The sequence below is a fragment of the Rhizobium sp. IY2 genome, from assembly GCF_047532935.1.
GTDB lineage: Bacteria > Pseudomonadota > Alphaproteobacteria > Rhizobiales > Rhizobiaceae > Rhizobium > Rhizobium anhuiense.
On sequence record NZ_JBLKNU010000011.1, the window covers coordinates 79,700 to 98,520 of the forward strand.

Here is an 18,821-nt window from a genome sequence, read left to right on the forward strand (position 1 = left end):
ACAATTGCCTCCCTTAGCTGTATCTAAATAGACATCGGTTCTTTCCAAAAGAAAAGCCGGATGAATAAAATATTCGCATGATCGAACGACTTAGTGTCGCGGTATGTCGAAGTAAAGATCGAAGATTTCATAGCAAAATCTGAAAACACGGGAGGTGGTCGTGAACTATCTTGGTAAGATTCGTGCGCGCTCTGTTCTAACTGCGGCTCGTGATGCAAAGTATCCATCCGGAACATCTGGTACTCTCAAGAGAATTCTTGTCACCGGTGGTGCAGGTTTCCTCGGATCCCATCTGTGCGAGACGCTTTTGGCCGCCGGACACCAGGTGATCTGCCTCGACAACTTTTCCACCGGCATGCGGCGCAATATCGCCCATCTGAAGGGGGTCGATCGCTTCAACGTCATTGCCCACGATATCGTCCACCCGCTCGATCTGGAAGTCGACGAGATCTATAACCTTGCCTGCCCGGCTTCGCCGCCGCATTATCAGGCCGATCCGATCCATACGACAAAGACCTGCGTGCTGGGCTCCCTCAACCTTCTGGAGCTGGCCGCGCGCACCGGCGCACGCATCCTTCAGGCATCCACCTCCGAAGTCTACGGCGACCCGAACGTCCACCCGCAAGTCGAAAGCTACTGGGGCAACGTCAATTCGTTCGGGCCGCGCTCCTGCTATGACGAGGGCAAGCGGTGCGCCGAGACGCTGTTCTTCGACTTCCACAACACGCACGGCGTCGAGATCAAGATCATCCGCATCTTCAACACCTACGGCCCGCGGATGCGTCCGGACGACGGCCGCGTCGTCTCGAATTTCATCGTTCAGGCCCTGACGGGGCAAGACATCACGATCTATGGCGACGGTTCGCAGACCCGCTCGTTCTGTTTCGTCGATGATCTCATCGGCGGCATGGTCCGCATGATGGCCTCACCGTCGTCGCTGACGGGGCCTGTCAATCTCGGCAATCCGGGCGAATTCACGATCCGGGAGCTGGCCGAGCAGGTGATCGGATTGACCGGCTCGCGGTCGCAAATCATCCATCGCGCTCTGCCGGTTGACGATCCGCGTCAACGTCGCCCCGATATTTCGCTTGCCATGCAGGAACTCGACTGGCGGCCGAAGATCGAGCTGTCGAGCGGCCTGCGTCAGACGATCGACTATTTCGATGGCCTTCTCACCCGTCCGGCACGCGAACTGGAGGCGGTCTGATGGATGCGCCCCGGGTCCTTGTCACGGGCGGTGCCGGCTATATCGGCAGCCACACCGCCAAGCTCCTCCGCTCGGAGGGGATTGAGCCTGTCGTCTACGACAATCTCACGACCGGAAACCGTTCCTCCGTGCGCTGGGGCCCTTTCGTCGAAGGTGACGTCCTCGACTCGTCATGCCTGATCGAGGTCATCGAGAAATATGCTCCCGATGCGGTCATCCACTTTGCCGCCTCGGCCTACGTGGGCGAGTCCGTGCAAAACCCAGCGAAATATTACAACAACAATGTCGGCGGTGCGTTGTCGCTTATCGATGCCTGCCGGCAGACCGGGCTTCGGAACGTCATCTTCTCATCGAGTTGCGCCGTCTACGGCGTCCCCTCGGTGCTGCCGATCGATGAGACGTTGCCGAAGGCTCCGATCAATCCCTACGGCAAGACCAAGCTGATTGGCGAGCATATGCTCGCCGATTATGCGGCGGCCTACGGCCTGCGGTACGTTGCCCTGCGTTACTTCAATGCCTGTGGCGCCGATCCTGACGGCGATCTTGGCGAATGGCACGTTCCGGAAACTCATCTCATTCCGCGGGCGCTGCTGGCCGCGGCCGGCCGGATTCCGCATCTTGAGATATTCGGCGATGATTACGACACCCCCGACGGGACCTGCATAAGGGACTATATTCACGTCGCAGATCTCGCGCGCGCCCATGTTCAAGCCTTCACCCATCTCGCCAAAGGCGGAGCAAACCTCGCTGTCAACCTCGGCACCGGGCGGGGTTTTTCCATCAGGGAAGTCCTGCGCGTGATCCAGGAAACGACCGGATGCGCAGTCCCGGTCGTCATCCATCCGCGCCGGCTGGGCGATCCGCCCAGCCTCTACGCCGACGCCAGCCTGGCCCGCGAGACGCTCCGCTTCCAGCCTCGTTATTCCGACCTCCAAACCATCGTGCGGACAGCGGCTCCGTTCTTCGGACTGGAGGCGCGCGCGTGACCGAACTTGCGATTACCCAAGCGACGCATGCTCCGGAACTCTCCCACGAGCCGCTTCTTGTCCCGGTTCTGAGCGGACATCGGCGGGCCGAATATCTGCTCTCGGCGGCCGTATGGCTCTGCGCCTTCGCCTATTTCTGGATCTGGTGGCTGGAGCCGCGCCATCACGTCGATGCTTTCGGGACAATTACGGTGAGCCTCGTTCTTGCCTGGGTGACCGCTCTGCCGGCCTATTTCATCGTCGTGTTCTATCGGGCGGCAAGACCGAACGGCCCCTTGCGCCTGCCGGCGGGCAGTCGAGTGGCCATGGTCGTGACCAAGGCGCCGGCGGAACCCTTCTCGGTCGTCAGTGAAACCCTGCTGGCAATGCTTGCCCAGGAGGTGGAACACGACACCTGGCTTGCCGACGAAGACCCTTCCCCCGAGACTCTCGACTGGTGCTCCAGGCACGGGGTCTTCGTCTCGACCCGCAAGGGGCGATCCGATTATCATCGGACGTCGTGGCCCCGACGCACGCGGTGCAAGGAGGGCAACCTCGCCTTCTTCTACGACCACTACGGCTACAGCCGCTACGATTTCGTGGCGCAACTCGATGCGGATCATGTTCCCGCGCCCGACTATCTCTTCCACATGCTGCGTCCGTTCGCCGATCCAAAAGTCGGCTATGTCTCGGCCCCCAGCATTTGCGACAAGAACGCTTCCGAAAGCTGGTCGGCACGTGGAAGGCTCTATGCCGAGGCCAGCATGCATGGCTCGCTCCAAGCCGGTTACAATGGCGGCCTGGCGCCCCTGTGCATAGGCTCGCACTACGCGGTGCGTACCGTCGCCCTCAAACAGATCGGCGGCCTCGGTCCGGAGTTGGCTGAAGACCATTCGACGACATTGATGATGAATGCCGGCGGCTGGCGGGGTGTGCATGCGCTGGATGCCATCGCCCATGGTGACGGCCCCAGAACCTTCAGCGATCTCGTGACGCAGGAATTCCAGTGGTCGCGCAGCCTGGTCATGGTGCTGTTGCGGTACTCGCCGAGCCTGGTCGGCCGGCTGCCGCGGCGGCTCCAGTTCCAGTTCCTCTTTTCGCAACTCTGGTATCCGCTTTTTGCGTTCTTTATGTTGCTCATGTTTGCGCTGCCGATCATCGCGCTCGTGCGCGGCCAGAACTTCGTGACGGTGACCTACCCCGATTTCCTGGCACATTTCGCACCGCTTTCCATCGCTCTGGTGGTGATGGCTTACCGCTGGCGCGCCAGCAACTCGTTCCGCCCCTACGACGCCAAGATCCTGAGCTGGGAATGCATGCTCTTTCTCTTCGCGCGCTGGCCCTGGGCGCTCGCCGGCACGCTGGCTGCGGTGCACGATTTTGTGACAGGCTCCTTCGTCGATTTCCGCGTCACGCCGAAAGGGCGGTCCGAAGTCGATCTGCTGCCGGTGCGTGTCCTGGCGCCCTACGCTTTGCTGGCGCTCATGGCGGTATTGCCCGCCCTGGCAATCGACGATGCCGGCGCCTCCAAGGGGGGTTACTTCTTCACCGTCCTGAACGCGGCAATCTACTGCGCGCTGCTGTTGGTCATCGTCGGGCGCCATTCGAAGGAAAATACGGTTGCGGCGGCCCCGCGTTTCTACCGTCCGGCGATGGCGACCGCGCTTGTTGCGCTCGTCGCGCTGCCGGGAGCTGCCACCATCATGCGCGGAAAGGATGCGACCGAGGCACTCGCCTGGGGCAGCGGCCGCCTTCAGCTGTTCGAAGAGCGCTATGCCGTCTCCGGTGCAGGCCGGGGCGGGACCGCGCTGCGCACGATCTTTTTCAAACCACGATGGATTTCCGATCCGGAGGAGATCCAACTGAGAACCGATGCCGCTCACCCGGACGTGCGGCCGAGCGTGGAGGAACTACACAATGCATAGCCCATCCAAAATAGCCCTGTTGTCGTTAACCGGCCTGTTGCTGTCGGGAGTCGCGGTGCTGCCGACCGCTCTGGGCGGTTCTGCCGAAGGGCAGCCGCTGGCCATGACGACATCGTCCATCGCGCCGCCGACCAAAATGCCGGTCGTCACGAAGGAGTCGATCACGTTCGGCGCCTATGATCCGCACGGAGATTTGGGCGCCTCGCCCGATTCGAAGATCGAACACCTCTTCCTGCCCTGGGAAGATGTCGATCTGGGCACGCTCGTCCTCGCCGACAACTATGCGCAAGCGCGTGGTCGCACCCTGCTGATCTCGGTCGAGCCCTGGACCTGGTCACGCGATTGGCGCCAAACCTCGCAGGAACTGCTGCACAGCATCCTGGACGGTTCGCGCGATGCGAACATGGCCGCCGTCTGCTCGACCGCTGCCACGCTGAAAAGTCCGGTCATCATTCGCTGGGGACAGGAAATGGACGAAACCGACAGCCAGTTCTCCTGGTCGCATTGGCAGGGCGCCGATTATGCCAAGGCCTATCGCCGGATGGTGGAGGTCTGCAAGGTCCACCTGAAGACGGCCAAATACATGTGGTCACCGAAGGGCAATGAGGGGCTTCAGGCCTTTTATCCCGGCAGTGATGTCGTCGATATCATCGGCCTCTCGGTCTTTGGCCTCGAGCAATACGACAGGGACAAGACTGGCCGTGACCAGACGTTTGCCGAGCACCTTGCGCCCGGATACGCCCGTGTCGCGGGTTACGGCAAGCCCATCATGGTTGCCGAACTCGGCTACGAAGGCGACGATTCCTTCGTGCGAAACTGGGCTGAGAGCGTAACGAAACGCTATCCGCAGTTCCCGGCCCTGAGCGCCGTCATCTACTTCAACGACCGTGAAGTCTATCCGTGGCCGGACGGTTATGGCCGCCCCGACTGGCGGCTCGTCCGCGAAAGCATCAATTGAACAGAAGGAACCTGAACATGTCCATGCTTCAAAAAATGTTCCTGGCCGTCGCCCTGACCAGCGGTATCGCCACGGCCGCGTCCGCTGCCGCAAACAATGAGCCTGCGGGGATCGAGACGGCAAAGCCGATGAGCAGCGCGGAGATCTATCAGCTCTACAACCAGAATTCCTGGATGTGGAAAGCCGGCGCCGGCTACTTCTCCGCGAAGGCGCGTCGCTTTACCGCCTGGTCGCGGGAAAATGGCTCGCCATCCTTCGGCATGGGCCGCTGGTTCGTCACGGAGTCGGGCAAACTCTGCTTCAACGCCGACTGGCACGCCAAGACCGGAACGGCGACGGCAATCACCTGTTTCAGCCACCGCAAGAAGGGCGGCCTGATCTATCAGAAACGCGAACCGGACGGTCAATGGTACGTGTTCAAGAGCAGACGGACACAAGCCACCGACGAATTCGCAAAGCTTCGCCACGGCGACTACGTGAGGTCTCAATTGGGGAGAATTGAGACGAGCGTCAGTAAGACCAAATAAAGGCGAAGCTAGGGGTTGCGCGCGGCCGAGGCGCCATCTGTTTCCTTGTAGGAGCCGGTGCCTGCGCGCAACCCTTTTCATAAAAGATCGCGAAGCGCCTTCAAAAGGCGGCGAACGGCCTGAGGGTGGCTGGAGCGGGTGAAGGGAATCGAACCCTCGTATTCAGCTTGGGAAGCTGCTGCTCTACCATTGAGCTACACCCGCGATGAGCTGAGATTTCCAACAGATGGGGGCGGCTGTCAAGTCGCGCCTGGTGTAACGCCTCAGATGCGGAAGTGTTTCGAGAGTTTGAGGCCCTGGGCCTGGTAGTTGGAGCCGAGGCCGGAGCCGTAGAGGCTTGCCGGCTTTTCCTGCATGTGCTCGTAGACGAGGCGGCCGACGATCTGGCCGTCTTCGAGGATGAAGGGCACTTCGTGGCTGCGCACTTCGAGCACGGCGCGGCTGCCGCGCCCGCCGGCAGGCGCATGGCCGAAACCCGGGTCGAAGAAGCCGGCATAATGGACGCGGAATTCGCCGACCAGCGGATCGAAGGGGGTCATCTCGGCGGCATAATCCGGCGGCACGTGCACTGCCTCGCGCGAGACGAGGATATAGAACTCGTCCGGATCAAGGATCAGCTCGTTGCGGCCGCGGCTATAAAGCGGTTCCCAGAAATCATAGATGTCATGCTGGGCTTTCTTGTCGACATCGACGACGGCGGTGTGATGTTTGCCGCGATAGCCGATCAGGCCGTCCTTGTCGCCGGCCAGATCGATCGACAGCGCGATGCCGCCGCCCGATACGTTCGGCTGCTTGCTGGCGACCAGCGTCTCGCTTTCATGCAGCTTCAAGAGTTCCGGCTCGCCGAGCAGGGAATGGCCAACGCGGAAGCGGATCTGCGACAGGCGCGAGCCGCGGCGCACCACGATCGGGAAGGTGCGCGGGCTGATTTCGAGATAGAGCGGGCCGGAATAACCGGCCGGGATCTTGTCGAATTCCTGGGCGTAATCGGTGATGACGCGGGTGAAGATATCGAGCCTGCCGGTCGAGCTCTTCGGGTTGGCCGAGGCCGACATGTCGGCCGGCAGCGCCAGGCTCTCCATCAGCGGCACGATGTAGACGCAGCCGGTCTCGAGCACCGCGCCCTCGGAAAGGTCGATCACATGCAGGCTCAGCCGGTCGAGCTTGTCCGACACCAGATGCGAGGGGCCGGGCATGAAGCTGGCGCGAACGCGAAAGGCCTTGCTTCCTAAGCGCAGGTCGAGACTTGCCGGCTGGATCTGGTCGCGGTCCAGCTCCCGTTCGGAGATCAGACGCTCCGTTTCGAACAGCGCTGATATCGCGCGATCCGCCAGAATTCCCGTTTCACGAGCCATCATGCCTCATCCATCATTTGCCGCCGACAAAACCAAACTCGGGGAATTGACGCAAGCAGCTAACAGCAGTATTGCAGAATTATCCCGTGGTGATTTGGCCGGTCGGCTTGCAGCCACGTTAAACAAGTGGCTAAAAAGACCGGGTTGAAACCGGTCTGCTTTTGCGACCGGTTTTTTTGTTATGTGAAGGTGATGGCATGAGCAAGTCCTGGCGCCCCGCAACCCAACTCGTTCACGGCGGCACGCTGCGTTCGCAATATGGCGAAACGTCCGAGGCAATCTATCTCACGCAGGGTTTCGTCTATGAGACCTCGGAAGCGGCCGAAGCCCGCTTCAAGGGCGAGACGGAGGGCTTCATCTACGCCCGCTACGGCAGCCCCACCAACGACATGTTCGAAAAGCGCATGTGCATGCTCGAAGGCGCGGAGGATGCCCGCGCCACCGCTTCCGGCATGGCGGCCGTCACCGCGGCGATCCTCTGCCAGCTGAAATCAGGCGATCATATCGTCGCCGCGCGCGCCCTGTTCGGCTCCTGCCGCTGGGTGGTCGAGACGCTGGCGCCGAAATACGGCATCGACTGCACGCTGATCGACGGCCGGGATCTGGCCAACTGGGAAAAGGCGATCACTGCGAAGACCAAGGTGTTCTTCCTGGAAAGCCCGACCAACCCGACGCTCGAAGTGATCGATATCGCAGGCGTCGCCAAGCTCGCCAACCAGATCGGCGCCAAGGTCGTCGTCGACAATGTCTTCGCCACGCCGCTGTTCCAGAAGCCGTTGGAACTCGGCGCCCATATCGTCGTCTATTCCGCCACCAAGCATATTGACGGCCAGGGCCGCTGCCTCGGCGGCGTCGTGCTTGCCGACAAGGAATGGATCGACGAGAACCTGCACGACTATTTCCGCCATACCGGCCCGGCCATGTCGCCGTTCAACGCCTGGACGCTGCTGAAGGGCATCGAGACGCTGCCGCTGCGCGTGCGCCAGCAGACGCAGAATGCGGCAAAGATCGCCGATTTCCTCGCCGAGCAGGGCAAGATCGCCAAGGTGATCTATCCCGGCCGCAAGGACCATCCGCAGGCCGATATCATCGCCAAGCAGATGACCGGCGGCTCGACGCTGGTCGCCTTCGAGCTCAAGGGCGGCAAGGAAGCGGCCTTTGCCCTGCAGAACGCGTTGGAGATCGTCAAGATCTCCAACAATCTCGGCGACAGCAAGAGCCTGATCACCCATCCGGCAACGACGACGCACAAGAACCTGACGGAGGAGGCGCGCGCCGAACTCGGCATTTCTCCGGGCACGGTGCGGCTTTCGGCCGGCATCGAGGATACCGACGATCTGATCGAGGATTTCGCGCGGGCGCTTGCCAAGGTTTCGGCCTGATCGACGACAATGGGAGCCGGACCTCACTCGGGGTTCGGCTCGCCTGATCTCACTGGGGTTCGGCTCGCCGGACCTCACCACGGTTCGGCCGGGGGAACAACTACGGTCGTGCCGGCGTTCCGATCTGGAATTAACACTGACAATTAGGCTTAACGATCGAAAACCCTTCGATCATCATAGTTTCAGTGACGATCAACGTTCCGTTTCTTGACGGACAGGGCCTCTTATAAGATACGGGTAACATATCTTGACTAAGGTGCAAGGCATGTATCGCGCCCTCACAAGAGAGATCGAAGTTGTGGTCGAACCATTCTATCTGGAGGAGCAATCCGATCCGGAAGACGACCGCTATGTTTGGGGTTACCGGATTGTCATCAGCAACAATTCCGGCATAGCCGTTCGCCTGGTCAACCGTTACTGGAATATCACCGACCAGAACGGACTGGTGGACGAAGTGACGGGCCCGGGCGTCGTCGGCGAACAGCCACGGCTCAGCCCCGGCGACACCTACGAATATTCCTCCGGCTGCCCGCTCGACACCCCCTCAGGGCTGATGTTCGGCCATTACCAGATGGAAACGGACGAAGGTGAGATGTTCGATGTCGAGATCCCCGCCTTCTCGCTGGATTCGCCTGGGCTGCTGCGGGTGCTTAACTGACGTGTAACGATGTCCCGCCCTTGGGAGATTGCCGAGGCCTGCCCCTCATCCGCCTGCCGGCACCAACCGGGGTCGAGACGAGTGGTTCGACCCCGGTAAGGTTAGGGTGAGGGGCAGCTATCCGCGCAAGCGGGACAGCCTTGGCAAACACTCTACTATTCAGCTGGCTGAAGCTCGGCCGGCTCGAAGCGGTAGGTGGTCGAGCAGAATTCGCAGGTCACGGCGATCTCGCCGTTTTCCTGGCTGGCTTCGATCTCCTCGGCCGAAAAGCCCTTCAGCACGCCCTTGATCTTCTCCCGCGAGCAGCTGCAGCGGTCGAAGACGGCGCGCGGTTCGTAGACGCGCACGCCACGCTCATGGAACAGGCGGAACAGCAGCCGTTCGGTCCCGACCAGCGGATCCGTCAGTTCGTCGGCGTCGATGGTCTCGACCAGCGAACGGGCTTCGACCCAGGCATCGTCCTCGCCATGCAGGCGGTTGCCGGTGTCGCCGTCGCCGCCGTGGAGATCCGGCTGGCGCATGCGCTCCGGCGCCTCCGGCAGGAACTGGGCGACAAGGCCGCCTGCCCGCCAGCGATGGCGCGGCTTGCCCGCCTCGTCACGATCGAAGAGTTCGGCCGCGGCCAGGCGCACGCGCGTCGGGATCTGTTCCGACTGGCGGAAATAGACGCCGGCGATCTCCTCCAGCGAGGTGCCGTCGAGCGCGACGATGCCCTGATAGGGCTGGCCGAACTTGCCCTGGTCGATGGTGAAGGCGAGCACGCCCTTGCCGAGCAATTGCTCCGGCTCGGTTTCGCCTGCTTCAATCGCCCTGTTGAGCAGCGCCTGATCGAAACGGGCATAGGCGCGGACATTTTCCGGCGTCGAGAAATCGGCGACGAGAAGATCGACCGGGCCATCGCCCTTGGTCTGCACCGTGAACTTGCCGTCGAATTTCAGCGAGGTTCCGAGCAGCACCGTCAGCACGACGACTTCGGCAAGCAGCCGGGCGACGGGAGCGGGGTAATGATGGCGCTCGAGGATCGCATCGAGCATCGGGCCGAGCTGGACGGCGCGGCCGCGCACATCCAGACCCTCCACCTGAAAAGGGACGACATGGTCATCGCCGGCGAAATCAAACTGGCCGAGGGCGGCTGCAGCTTCTGCCATGGCTTTCACTCCTAGTTTTCAAGCGACTGCCCAGCGTGGCCTTCGCTCGCGCGGTCGCGAGTGTGTGACTCGCGACACCAGATTATGGTTCAGATCGCGCCCAGGCACCAAGCAAGAATCGACTTCTGCGCATGAAGGCGGTTTTCCGCCTCATCGAAGACTACGGATTGCGGACCGTCGATCACTTCGTCCGTCACTTCCTCACCGCGATGAGCAGGCAGGCAATGCATGAACAATGCATCATTGCCGGCCTTCGCCATCAAAGCCGCGTTGACCTGATAAGGCTGGAAGACATTGTGACCCCGGGCCCGATGTTCCTGATTCATGGAGACCCAGGTATCGGTCACCACGCAATCGACGCCGGCGACCGCACGGTCGGCATCATGGCAGAGCATGATCTCGGCGCCCTCATTGCGGGCCCAGTTCAGATAGTGATCCTTGGGCTCCGAGCCAAGGGGCACGGCCATGTTCATGCGATAGCCGAAGCGCGCCGCCCCTTCGACCAGCGAATGCAGCACATTGTTGCCATCGCCGGTCCAGGCGATGGTCTTGCCCTTGATCGGGCCGCGATGCTCTTCGAAGGTCATGATATCGGCCATGATCTGGCAGGGATGGGTGTCATCCGTCAGCGCATTGATCACGGGCACGGTCGCGTGCTCGGCAAGCTCCAGCAGCCTGGAATGCTCGGTGGTGCGGATCATGATCGCATCGACATAACGCGACAGCACCTTGGCGGTGTCGCCGATCGTCTCGGCGCGGCCGAGCTGCATCTCGGTGCCGGACAGGAACAGCGTTTCGCCGCCGAGCTGGCGCATGCCGACATCGAAGGAGACGCGGGTGCGCGTCGACGGCTTCTCGAAGATCATCGCCAGCATCTTGCCGGCGAGCGGCTTGTCGCCCGTGCCGGCCTTGAAGGCCTGCTTGCGGGCGAGCGCATCGTTCATGATGGTTCTGAGATCGGCTGACGTGACCGCCGAAAGATCGAGGAAATGTTTAGGAGCCATAGTCTTCTTACCTGTGCTGCGCCCGCAGGCGGCAATCCCTTCAAGCCGTCTTCTTGACCTTGGAGGCGCGAATGCTCTCGGCCGCGCGCTCGATGCGGGCAAGGCCCTCGCGGGCTTCCTCGGCGGTGACCACGAGGGGCGGAAGAAGGCGGATGACATTGTCGCCGGCGGGCACGCCGAGCAGATGGGCGGCGCGGATCGCCTGCAGCAGTTCGGCCGAGGGAATGGCGGCCTTGACGCCGAGCAACAGCCCCTCGCCCCTGATATCCTCGATCACATCGGGATAACGGTCCTTCAGCGAAGCGAGGCCCTGGCGGAAGACAAGCGCGACGTCGCGCACCTGCTGGAGGAAGCCATCGGCGAGAATGATGTCGAGCACGGCGCTGCCGACGGCCATGGCGAGCGGATTGCCGCCATAGGTCGAGCCGTGCGTGCCGGCCTTCATGCCGGAGGCAGCCTCTGATGTGGCAAGGCAGGCGCCGAGCGGGAAACCGCCGCCGATGCCCTTGGCGACCGCCATGATGTCGGGGGTGACGCCCGACCATTCATGGGCGAAGAGCCTGCCGGTGCGCCCGACACCGGTCTGGACCTCGTCGAGGATCAGCAGCAGGCCATTTTCGTCGCAGATCTGGCGCAGCGCCTTCATGAATTCGGGGGTGGCCGGACGCACGCCGCCCTCGCCCTGCACCGGCTCGATGAGAATTCCGGCCGTGGCATCGGTGATCGCGGCGCGCACCGCTTCGATGTCGCCGAAAGCCACCTGATCGAAACCGGGCGCCTTGGGGCCGAAGCCCTCAAGATATTTCTCCTGGCCGCCGGCGGCGATCGTCGCCAGCGTCCGGCCGTGAAAGGCGCCCTCGAAGGTGATGATATGGAAGCGCTCGGGATGACCCTTGGAATACTGATAACGGCGCGCCGTCTTGATCGCGCATTCGAGCGCCTCGGCGCCCGAATTGGTGAAGAACACCTTGTCGGCGAAGGTGGCGTCGGTCAGCCGTTTGGCCAGACGCTCCTGACCGGGGATCTCATAGATGTTGGAGAGATGCCAGACCTTGTCGGCCTGCTCCTTCAGCGCACCGACCACATGCGGATTGCTGTGGCCGACCGAAGTGACGGCGACGCCGGCGCCGAAATCGAGATATCGCTCGCCGCTTTCGGTGATCAGCCACACGCCCTCGCCTCGCTCGAACCGCAACGGGGCACGAGAATAGGTGTCATAAAGCGGCGCGGCTTCAGCCATAGCGCGATCTCCCATCGATGTTATCAAGCTCCGGACTCCGGCTAAGAAAACCAGGCCCGAAAAATCAAAAATGCCGCCTTGCGGCGGCGACTGGCACTATTTCCTTTTCGCGCTGCAATGTCAACAAAACTGCGCCCTTAGCGCATGCAGCAAGCTTGTACAGCAGCATTATCCGTCCTCAACAGGCATTATTGCAGAAATGCCACGCCGGGGCAGCAAGTTGGGGAAAACTTGAAATTCGATTCATCCGGATTCATGCGACTCTTGTCACGGAGTCAGCCTCACACTAGGTTAAAGTTCAATTACTAGACTGCATGCGGCGGAACTAGTCACCAAAATTGATCAAGCGTTTCTTGTTTCGGAGCCTTCCGGGACAACGGTGAGGGATTCTGCCATCACCAACGCAAAAGGTGGAGACAGGGCATGAACTGGACAGACGAGCGGGTCGAGAAACTCAAGAAGCTCTGGGCCGAAGGACTGAGCGCCAGCCAGATCGCGGCACAACTTGGTGGCGTCAGCAGAAACGCGGTCATCGGCAAGGTGCATCGGCTGAGCCTCCCCGGCCGTGCCAAGGCCGGCGGTACCGCCAATGCCGCCCGAACGCCGAAACGCAATACTTCTGCGCCGCGCGCGCCGAACTACGCCTCACGGGTCGCCACTCGCACCGTTACCCGCCAGCAGGGCGCGACGATGCTGAAGGAAGAGATCGAGATCGAAACGATCGAGGAAATGGAATACGTGCCGAGAGGCAACGTGGTCGTTCCGATTTCCCGACGCCTCGGCCTGACGGAACTGACCGAACGCACCTGCAAGTGGCCGGTCGGCGATCCGCTGAAGGACGACTTCCACTTCTGCGGCTGCGAATCCCCCGACAATTCGCCCTATTGCAGCTATCACCAGAAGCTTGCCTACCAGCCGGTCAACGAACGCCGCCGGGCAGCAGCGCGGGCCAGCTGAGCGGGTAACATCGCCGGACAAGAGAAACGGGCCGACTGGCCCGTTTTTTTGTAGTTATTGGTTCGCGCGGATGGCTACCCCTCATCCGCCTGCCGGCACCTTCTCCCCGCTTGCGGGGCGAAGGGGATATGCCGCGACCTCTCCGTTCCCCGCTGACCTCTCGCAGGGCACGTGCCCTCGCCCCGGTTTACGGGGAGAGGGTTAGAGTGAGGGGCAGACGCTAGCTCGAGCGACGTTGTCAGCAATCAGAATGGAGGCCCTCAGGCTTCCATCGAATAACCGGCACCGCGGACGGTGCGGATGACGTCCTGCATGTTGGAGAAATTCAGCGCCTTGCGCAGGCGGCCGACATGGACGTCGACCGTGCGTTCGTCGACATAGATATCGTGGCCCCAGACACCGTCGAGAAGCTGCGAGCGGGAGAAGACCCGGCCCGGCGACGACATCAGGAATTCCAGCAGGCGGAATTCGGTGGGGCCGAGGCGGACTTCGCGGGTCTTGCGATGGACCCGGTGGGTTTCGCGGTCGAGTTCGATATCGCCGCATTTCAGCACCGTCGACAGCACCTCGGGACGGGCGCGGCGCAGCATCGCCTTGACGCGGGCAACGAGCTCGGGGGTCGAGAAGGGCTTGACGACATAATCGTCGGCCCCCGTCGAAAGCCCGCGGACGCGCTCGCTCTCTTCGCCGCGCGCCGTCAGCATGATGATCGGCAGGCGCTCGGTTTCCGGCCGCATGCGCAGGCGCCGGCAGAGTTCGATGCCGGAGACGCCAGGCAGCATCCAATCGAGGATGAGCAGATCGGGCGTGCGCTCCTGAAGCCGCATTTCGGCTTCGTCGCCACGAAGGATGGTATCGACCTCGAAGCCTTCCGCTTCGAGATTGTAGCGAAGAAGCACGCTCAGGGCTTCCTCGTCTTCAACAACTGCAACTCTCGGGATCATGCGTGTCGGTCTCCTCGCGCATGATCCTTGAACCGGGGATGGTTCAAGCAATGCACCCTGCGCAAATTCAGAATTGGCTGCGACCTCTTTGCGCGCCCCGGATGGGCGCGCACGCAAGCTTCTAGCCCGGCCGTCCGGCCCGGGCGGTTATTCGGTTACCGCGCCGACGGTGTTGGCGCTGTCGTCTTTTGGACGATCGCCTTCCGGCTGCGCACCTGTCGCCATGTAAAAGATCGTCTCGGCGATGTTGGTGGCGTGGTCGCCGATGCGCTCGATGTTCTTGGCGCAGAAGAGAAGATGCGTGCAGCTGGTGATGTTGCGCGGATCTTCCATCATGTAGGTCAGGAGCTCGCGAAACAGCGAGGTGTACATCGCGTCGATCTCGTTGTCGCGTTCGCGGATCGCGTTCGCCTTGTCGGCGGAGCGATTGGTGTAGACATCGAGCACTTCCTTGAGCTGGACGAGCGCCAGTTCGGAGAGATGCTCGAGGCCGCGGGCGAGCTTGCGGGGAACGCCGGTGCTTTGGACGGCGATGACGCGTTTGGCGGTGTTCTTGCCGAGGTCGCCGACGCGTTCGAGATCGGCGGCGATGCGGATCGAGCCCATGATTTCGCGCAGGTCCGCGGCCATCGGCTGACGGCGGGCGATGGTGACGATCGCCTTGTCGCCGATTTCGCGTTCGGCGTGATCGAGGATCACATCGTCGGAGATGACCTTCTGCGCCAGCGCGGTATCGCCGTTGACCAGCGCCCGCACGGCTTCGGCGACCATCTGCTCGGCCAGGCCGCCCATTTCGGAAATCCGCCTGGACAGGAACTTCAGATCATCATCATAGGCAGAATAAATATGTGTCGATGCCATGGGGCTTTATCCTCGAATAACGGAAAGGCTTGGTGACGCCAGGATCAGCCGAAGCGACCCATGATGTAATCCTGGGTGCGCGGATCGTCCGGATTGGTGAACATCTTGTCGGTGTCGTTCTCCTCGACGAGATTGCCGAGGTGGAACATGGCGGTGCGCTGCGAGACGCGCGCGGCCTGCTGCATGGAGTGGGTAACGATGACGATCGTGTAGTTCTCGCGCAGCTCGTGGATCAGTTCCTCGACCTTGGCGGTGGCGATCGGGTCGAGCGCCGAGCAGGGCTCGTCCATCAGGATGACCTCAGGGCTGACGGCGACGGCACGGGCAATGCAGAGGCGCTGCTGCTGACCGCCGGACAGGCCGGTGCCGGATTCATGCACGCGGTCCTTGACCTCGTTCCAGAGGCCGGCGCGCTGCAGGCTGGTCTCGACGATCTGGTCGAGATCGGCCTTCGACTTGGCCAGGCCATGGATGCGCGGGCCGTAGGAGACGTTTTCGTAGATCGTCTTCGGAAACGGGTTCGGCTTCTGGAAGACCATGCCGACGCGGGCGCGAAGTTCGACGACGTCGATATCCGGATCATAGATATCGTCGGTGTCGAGCGTGATCTTGCCGGTGACGCGGCAGCCGTCGATCGTGTCGTTCATGCGGTTGAGGCTCCGCAGGAAGGTCGACTTGCCGCAGCCGGACGGGCCGATCAGGGCGGTTACGGTGTTTTCGCGGATGTTCAGGTTCACATCGAAAAGCGCGCGCTTTTCGCCGTAGTAAACCGAGACATCCTTTCCGATCATCTTATACGGGACGTTGCTCATCTTGTGATCCAGCGCCTTTTCAACTGCAGCTTCCGTCAACATGTTCATGATGTTTAACTCCGTTTACCAGCGGCGCTCGAAGCGACGACGCAAGAGGATGGCGCCCATGTTCATGACGATCAGGAACAGGAGCAGAACGATGATGGCACCCGAAGTACGCTCGACGAAGGCACGTTCGGCCTCGTTGGCCCACATATAGACCTGTACGGGCAGAGCCGTCGAGGGATCGAGCGGCGTCGTCGGCGCGTTGGCGACGAAGGCGACCATGCCGATCAGGAGCAGCGGCGCGGTTTCGCCGAGCGCATGCGCCAGGCCGATGATCGTGCCGGTGAGGATGCCGGGCATGGCGAGCGGCAGAACGTGGTGGAACACCATCTGCATCTTGGAAGCGCCGAGGCCGAGGGCTGCGGCGCGGATCGACGGCGGCACGGCGCGAAGAGCGGCACGCGTGGCGATGATGATCGTCGGCAGGGTCATCAGCGTCAGCACCAGGCCGCCGACCAGCGACGCCGAGCGCGGCAGGCCGATGAAGTTGATGAAGACGGACAGACCGAGCAGACCGTAGACGATCGAGGGAACCGCGGCGAGGTTGTTGATGTTGACCTCGATCAGGTCCGTCAGCTTGTTCTTCGGCGCAAACTCCTCGAGATAGATCGAGGCGGCGACGCCGATCGGCAGCGACAGCACCAGCACGATCAGCATCAGGTAGAGCGAGCCGATGAGGGCGACGCCAAGGCCTGCGGCCTCCGGACGGCTGGAGTTGCCGTTGACGAAGAGGCCGGTGTTGAACTGCTTGTGAAGAGCGCCGCTCGCCTTCAGCTCGTTCATCCAGCCAACCTGCTTGTCGTTGACCTTGCGGTTCTTCTCATCGACCGAAAGATCGATCTGGCCCTTGTTGGCGCTGTCGACATTGGCGTCGGCAAGCACCGTGACATTGACCGTCTTGCCGATGATCGACGGGTCTGACATGACCATGTCGCGCAGCTGGATCGGGGCGCTCTTCGACAGCATGGCCGAGGCATCGCGCACATCAGGGCGGCTTGCGGCATTGATGTTCAGTTGCTTGACGATCGCGTCGCGCAGGAGAACCGGATAGTTGGCGGCGATCAGCACCGAAGGGTCGGTCGCACGCTTGTTGTTCGGGTCGATCGTCTTCTCCGAGAATTCGATCGGCAGGGTGATCGCCGTCTGCTGGAAGGCGGTGTAGCCCTTGCCGATCACCGTCCACAGCAGGATGAAGAGGAAGACGAGACCGAAGGTGATGGCGGCGATGCCATAGGCCTGGAACCGGCGCTCGGCGGCATAGCGGCGCTTGATGCCGATATCGCGGCGCGGTGGCGCCTTGGAAACGGTGACGCCGGCGGGAGAAACAATATCCGTCATTCGTACTGCTCCCGGTATTTGCGCACGATGTAGAGCGCATAGATGTTGAGGCAAAGCGTGATGCAGAACAGCGTGATGCCAAGGGCAAAGGCAACCAGGGTCTGCGGCGAGGTGAACTCGAGGTCACCGGTCAGCTGGTTGACGATCTTGACGGTCACCGTCGTCATCGGCTCGAAGGGGTTGATCTGGATGCGGGCGGCAACACCGGCGGCCAGCACGACGATCATGGTTTCGCCGATGGCGCGTGAGGCGGTCATCAGCAATGCGCCGACGATGCCGGGAAGGGCTGCGGGCAAGACGACTTTCTTGATGGTTTCGGAGCGGGTGGCGCCGAGACCGAGCGAACCGTCACGCAGGGCCCGCGGCACGGCGGTGATGATGTCGTCCGACAGCGAGGAGACGTAGGGGATCAGCATGATGCCCATGACGATGCCGGCCGTCAGAACGCTCTGCGCCTGGATGAAATTCGAATAGCTGCCGGACAGAAGACCGCTGATCTGGGCGGAGAAATCGCGCAGGAATGGGCCGACGGTGACGAGCGCGAAGAAGCCGTAGACGATCGTCGGAATGCCGGCGAGCACTTCGAGAAGCGGCTTGGCGACCCCGCGCACCTTCGGCGAGGCGTATTCGGCCATGTAGATGGCGGCAAAGAGGCCGACCGGCACGGCGACCAGCATAGCGACCAGGCCGATGTAAACCGTGCCGAGCAGCAGCGGGATCAGGCCGAACTGACCGAAGGACGAGCTGCCGGCGCCGGCAAAGCGCGGATCCCAGACGGTACCGAAGAAGAAGTCGGCGGCGGGAACCACGGCAAAGAAGCGGGCGGCTTCCGACAGCATCGAAAGCACGATGCCGATCGTCGTCAGGATGGCGATCGAGGAGGCCAGCAGCAGGCCCCAGAGCATGACGCGCTCGACCCGGTTGCGGGCGCGGAAGCGCGGGGCGATGGAACGCAGCGCATAGAAGGCGCCTGATACAGCCAGAATGAAGACGATCGCGGTCATGGCGAGGCGGCTCGTCATGCTCTTGGCGTTCAGCGTCTTGGCGGCATCGACCATGTAGGGCTGCGGCTGGCCGGCGAGTGGCACGCCCTTTTCGAGGAGCTTGGCCTGCAGGGCGGCCGGATCGTTGGCGACTGCCGCGGCTTCATCCGAAGTCAGCATCGTCAGGCCGCGGGCGACCGTCGCCACCATCGAATAACCAAGATCCTGCTCGACCGAGGCCTGAGCCTTGACGTCAGCAGGGAAGGCGCTGCGAACCGAGGACTGGATGATGCCGGGGCTGACGGAGAGCCAGACGCAGAGGACGATGAGGGCGGGAAGAACAGCCCAGATCGCGGCATAGGCGCCGTAATAGGCCGGCCGTGAATGCAATGCGGAGGATCTGCCTCCGGCAAGCGCCGTGGCCCGGCTTCGCGCGACCAGATAGGCGGCGGCACCGATCACCACAAGGCACAAAAGTATGATGGATGTGCTCATTCGTTACGTCCCCAAGC

17 protein-coding genes, 1 tRNA gene and 1 riboswitch are annotated in these 18,821 nt (G+C 62.1%); of the genes, 8 read left to right on the plus strand and 10 right to left on the minus strand.

The annotated features are described in order from the left end of the window. The first annotated feature begins 160 nt into the window (after window positions 1-160). Genes ACMUVN_RS26850 through ACMUVN_RS26870 form a run of 5 tightly spaced genes read left to right on the plus strand, consistent with a single transcriptional unit; the run spans window position 161 to window position 5,582 of the window. Complete coding sequence (locus ACMUVN_RS26850) at window positions 161-1,207, plus strand: UDP-glucuronic acid decarboxylase family protein (RefSeq protein ID WP_028756300.1); 1,047 nt, start codon at window positions 161-163, stop codon at window positions 1,205-1,207. Then, window positions 1,207-2,193 (plus strand): UDP-glucose 4-epimerase GalE, encoded by a 987-nt coding sequence (galE, locus tag ACMUVN_RS26855; RefSeq protein WP_414815689.1) that lies wholly within the window; start codon window positions 1,207-1,209, stop codon window positions 2,191-2,193. The genes ACMUVN_RS26850 and galE overlap by 1 nt, the downstream gene beginning before the upstream one ends. Further along, the gene (locus tag ACMUVN_RS26860) at window positions 2,190-4,097 is read left to right on the plus strand and encodes a glycosyltransferase family 2 protein (RefSeq protein WP_414815690.1); all 1,908 of its coding nucleotides are present in this window, start codon (window positions 2,190-2,192) and stop codon (window positions 4,095-4,097) included. The genes galE and ACMUVN_RS26860 overlap by 4 nt, the downstream gene beginning before the upstream one ends. A 19-nt stretch (window positions 4,098-4,116) precedes the next feature. Then, complete coding sequence (locus ACMUVN_RS26865) at window positions 4,117-5,055, plus strand: glycoside hydrolase family 26 protein (protein ID WP_049810897.1); 939 nt, start codon at window positions 4,117-4,119, stop codon at window positions 5,053-5,055. Between the two features lie 17 nt (window positions 5,056-5,072). Continuing rightward, a complete protein-coding gene (locus ACMUVN_RS26870) occupies window positions 5,073-5,582 on the plus strand; it encodes a DUF995 domain-containing protein (RefSeq protein WP_028756226.1) in 510 nt (169 codons plus the stop codon). Window positions 5,583-5,712: 130 nt separating this feature from the next. Here ACMUVN_RS26870 and ACMUVN_RS26875 read toward each other — a convergent pair. Both ACMUVN_RS26875 and ACMUVN_RS26880 read right to left on the minus strand, forming a co-directional pair. Further along, window positions 5,713-5,786, minus strand: a tRNA-Gly gene (locus ACMUVN_RS26875). A gap of 59 nt (window positions 5,787-5,845) precedes the next feature. Beyond that, window positions 5,846-6,940, minus strand: coding sequence for a 2'-deoxycytidine 5'-triphosphate deaminase (locus tag ACMUVN_RS26880; RefSeq protein WP_028756225.1), 1,095 nt, complete (start codon window positions 6,938-6,940; stop codon window positions 5,846-5,848). A gap of 73 nt (window positions 6,941-7,013) precedes the next feature. After that, a riboswitch (SAM riboswitch) is annotated at window positions 7,014-7,092 on the plus strand. Window positions 7,093-7,134: 42 nt separating this feature from the next. On the opposite strand from ACMUVN_RS26880, the gene ACMUVN_RS26885 reads away from it, so the two are divergent. After that, window positions 7,135-8,319 (plus strand): O-succinylhomoserine sulfhydrylase, encoded by a 1,185-nt coding sequence (locus ACMUVN_RS26885; protein ID WP_028756224.1) that lies wholly within the window; start codon window positions 7,135-7,137, stop codon window positions 8,317-8,319. A 265-nt stretch (window positions 8,320-8,584) separates the two neighbouring features. After that, on the plus strand, window positions 8,585-8,977 hold the full coding sequence (apaG, locus tag ACMUVN_RS26890) for a Co2+/Mg2+ efflux protein ApaG (protein ID WP_028756223.1): 393 nt from the start codon (window positions 8,585-8,587) through the stop codon (window positions 8,975-8,977). Window positions 8,978-9,132: 155 nt separating this feature from the next. Here the strand turns inward: apaG and ACMUVN_RS26895 are convergent, their stop codons facing one another. The 3 genes from ACMUVN_RS26895 to ACMUVN_RS26905 form a co-directional block, all read right to left on the minus strand. Continuing rightward, window positions 9,133-10,125, minus strand: a complete 993-nt coding sequence (locus ACMUVN_RS26895; RefSeq protein ID WP_028756222.1) for an Hsp33 family molecular chaperone — start codon at window positions 10,123-10,125, stop codon at window positions 9,133-9,135. 89 nt (window positions 10,126-10,214) lie between these two features. Then, window positions 10,215-11,129 carry an ornithine carbamoyltransferase gene (gene argF, locus ACMUVN_RS26900; RefSeq protein ID WP_028756221.1) on the minus strand — a complete coding sequence of 305 codons (915 nt, stop codon included), beginning with the start codon at window positions 11,127-11,129 and terminating at the stop codon, window positions 10,215-10,217. Window positions 11,130-11,169: 40 nt separating this feature from the next. Continuing rightward, window positions 11,170-12,369: an aspartate aminotransferase family protein gene (locus tag ACMUVN_RS26905; protein ID WP_028756985.1), complete on the minus strand. Its 1,200-nt coding sequence runs from the start codon at window positions 12,367-12,369 to the stop codon at window positions 11,170-11,172. Window positions 12,370-12,792: 423 nt separating this feature from the next. On the opposite strand from ACMUVN_RS26905, the gene ACMUVN_RS26910 reads away from it, so the two are divergent. Next, window positions 12,793-13,326, plus strand: a complete 534-nt coding sequence (locus ACMUVN_RS26910) for a GcrA family cell cycle regulator (protein ID WP_028756986.1) — start codon at window positions 12,793-12,795, stop codon at window positions 13,324-13,326. 260 nt (window positions 13,327-13,586) lie between these two features. On the opposite strand, the gene phoB is transcribed toward ACMUVN_RS26910, so the two are convergent. The 5 genes from phoB to pstC all read right to left on the minus strand — a co-directional run bounded on the left by phoB (window position 13,587) and on the right by pstC (window position 18,804). After that, the gene (gene phoB, locus ACMUVN_RS26915; RefSeq protein ID WP_003545181.1) at window positions 13,587-14,270 is read right to left on the minus strand and encodes a phosphate regulon transcriptional regulator PhoB; all 684 of its coding nucleotides are present in this window, start codon (window positions 14,268-14,270) and stop codon (window positions 13,587-13,589) included. Between the two features lie 147 nt (window positions 14,271-14,417). Then, on the minus strand, window positions 14,418-15,131 hold the full coding sequence (gene phoU, locus ACMUVN_RS26920; RefSeq protein ID WP_028756987.1) for a phosphate signaling complex protein PhoU: 714 nt from the start codon (window positions 15,129-15,131) through the stop codon (window positions 14,418-14,420). Between the two features lie 44 nt (window positions 15,132-15,175). Further along, on the minus strand, window positions 15,176-15,991 hold the full coding sequence (gene pstB, locus ACMUVN_RS26925; RefSeq protein WP_003556197.1) for a phosphate ABC transporter ATP-binding protein PstB: 816 nt from the start codon (window positions 15,989-15,991) through the stop codon (window positions 15,176-15,178). Window positions 15,992-16,006: 15 nt separating this feature from the next. Next, complete coding sequence (gene pstA, locus ACMUVN_RS26930) at window positions 16,007-17,326, minus strand: phosphate ABC transporter permease PstA (protein ID WP_028756988.1); 1,320 nt, start codon at window positions 17,324-17,326, stop codon at window positions 16,007-16,009. Further along, the gene (gene pstC, locus ACMUVN_RS26935; protein WP_097544946.1) at window positions 17,323-18,804 is read right to left on the minus strand and encodes a phosphate ABC transporter permease subunit PstC; all 1,482 of its coding nucleotides are present in this window, start codon (window positions 18,802-18,804) and stop codon (window positions 17,323-17,325) included. The genes pstA and pstC overlap by 4 nt, the downstream gene beginning before the upstream one ends. Between the last annotated feature and the right edge of the window lie 17 nt (window positions 18,805-18,821).

Coding starts and splice junctions, on each gene's coding strand:
- galE (WP_414815689.1), top strand. CDS start 1,207: ATGGATGCGCCCCGGGTCCTTGTCACGGGCGGTGCCGGCTATATCGGC.
- ACMUVN_RS26870 (WP_028756226.1), top strand. CDS start 5,073: ATGTCCATGCTTCAAAAAATGTTCCTGGCCGTCGCCCTGACCAGCGGT.
- ACMUVN_RS26880 (WP_028756225.1), bottom strand. CDS start 6,940: ATGATGGCTCGTGAAACGGGAATTCTGGCGGATCGCGCGATATCAGCG.
- ACMUVN_RS26885 (WP_028756224.1), top strand. CDS start 7,135: ATGAGCAAGTCCTGGCGCCCCGCAACCCAACTCGTTCACGGCGGCACG.
- apaG (WP_028756223.1), top strand. CDS start 8,585: ATGTATCGCGCCCTCACAAGAGAGATCGAAGTTGTGGTCGAACCATTC.
- ACMUVN_RS26895 (WP_028756222.1), bottom strand. CDS start 10,125: ATGGCAGAAGCTGCAGCCGCCCTCGGCCAGTTTGATTTCGCCGGCGAT.
- argF (WP_028756221.1), bottom strand. CDS start 11,129: ATGGCTCCTAAACATTTCCTCGATCTTTCGGCGGTCACGTCAGCCGAT.
- ACMUVN_RS26905 (WP_028756985.1), bottom strand. CDS start 12,369: ATGGCTGAAGCCGCGCCGCTTTATGACACCTATTCTCGTGCCCCGTTG.
- ACMUVN_RS26910 (WP_028756986.1), top strand. CDS start 12,793: ATGAACTGGACAGACGAGCGGGTCGAGAAACTCAAGAAGCTCTGGGCC.
- phoB (WP_003545181.1), bottom strand. CDS start 14,270: ATGATCCCGAGAGTTGCAGTTGTTGAAGACGAGGAAGCCCTGAGCGTG.
- phoU (WP_028756987.1), bottom strand. CDS start 15,131: ATGGCATCGACACATATTTATTCTGCCTATGATGATGATCTGAAGTTC.
- pstB (WP_003556197.1), bottom strand. CDS start 15,991: ATGAACATGTTGACGGAAGCTGCAGTTGAAAAGGCGCTGGATCACAAG.
- pstA (WP_028756988.1), bottom strand. CDS start 17,326: ATGACGGATATTGTTTCTCCCGCCGGCGTCACCGTTTCCAAGGCGCCA.
- pstC (WP_097544946.1), bottom strand. CDS start 18,804: ATGAGCACATCCATCATACTTTTGTGCCTTGTGGTGATCGGTGCCGCC.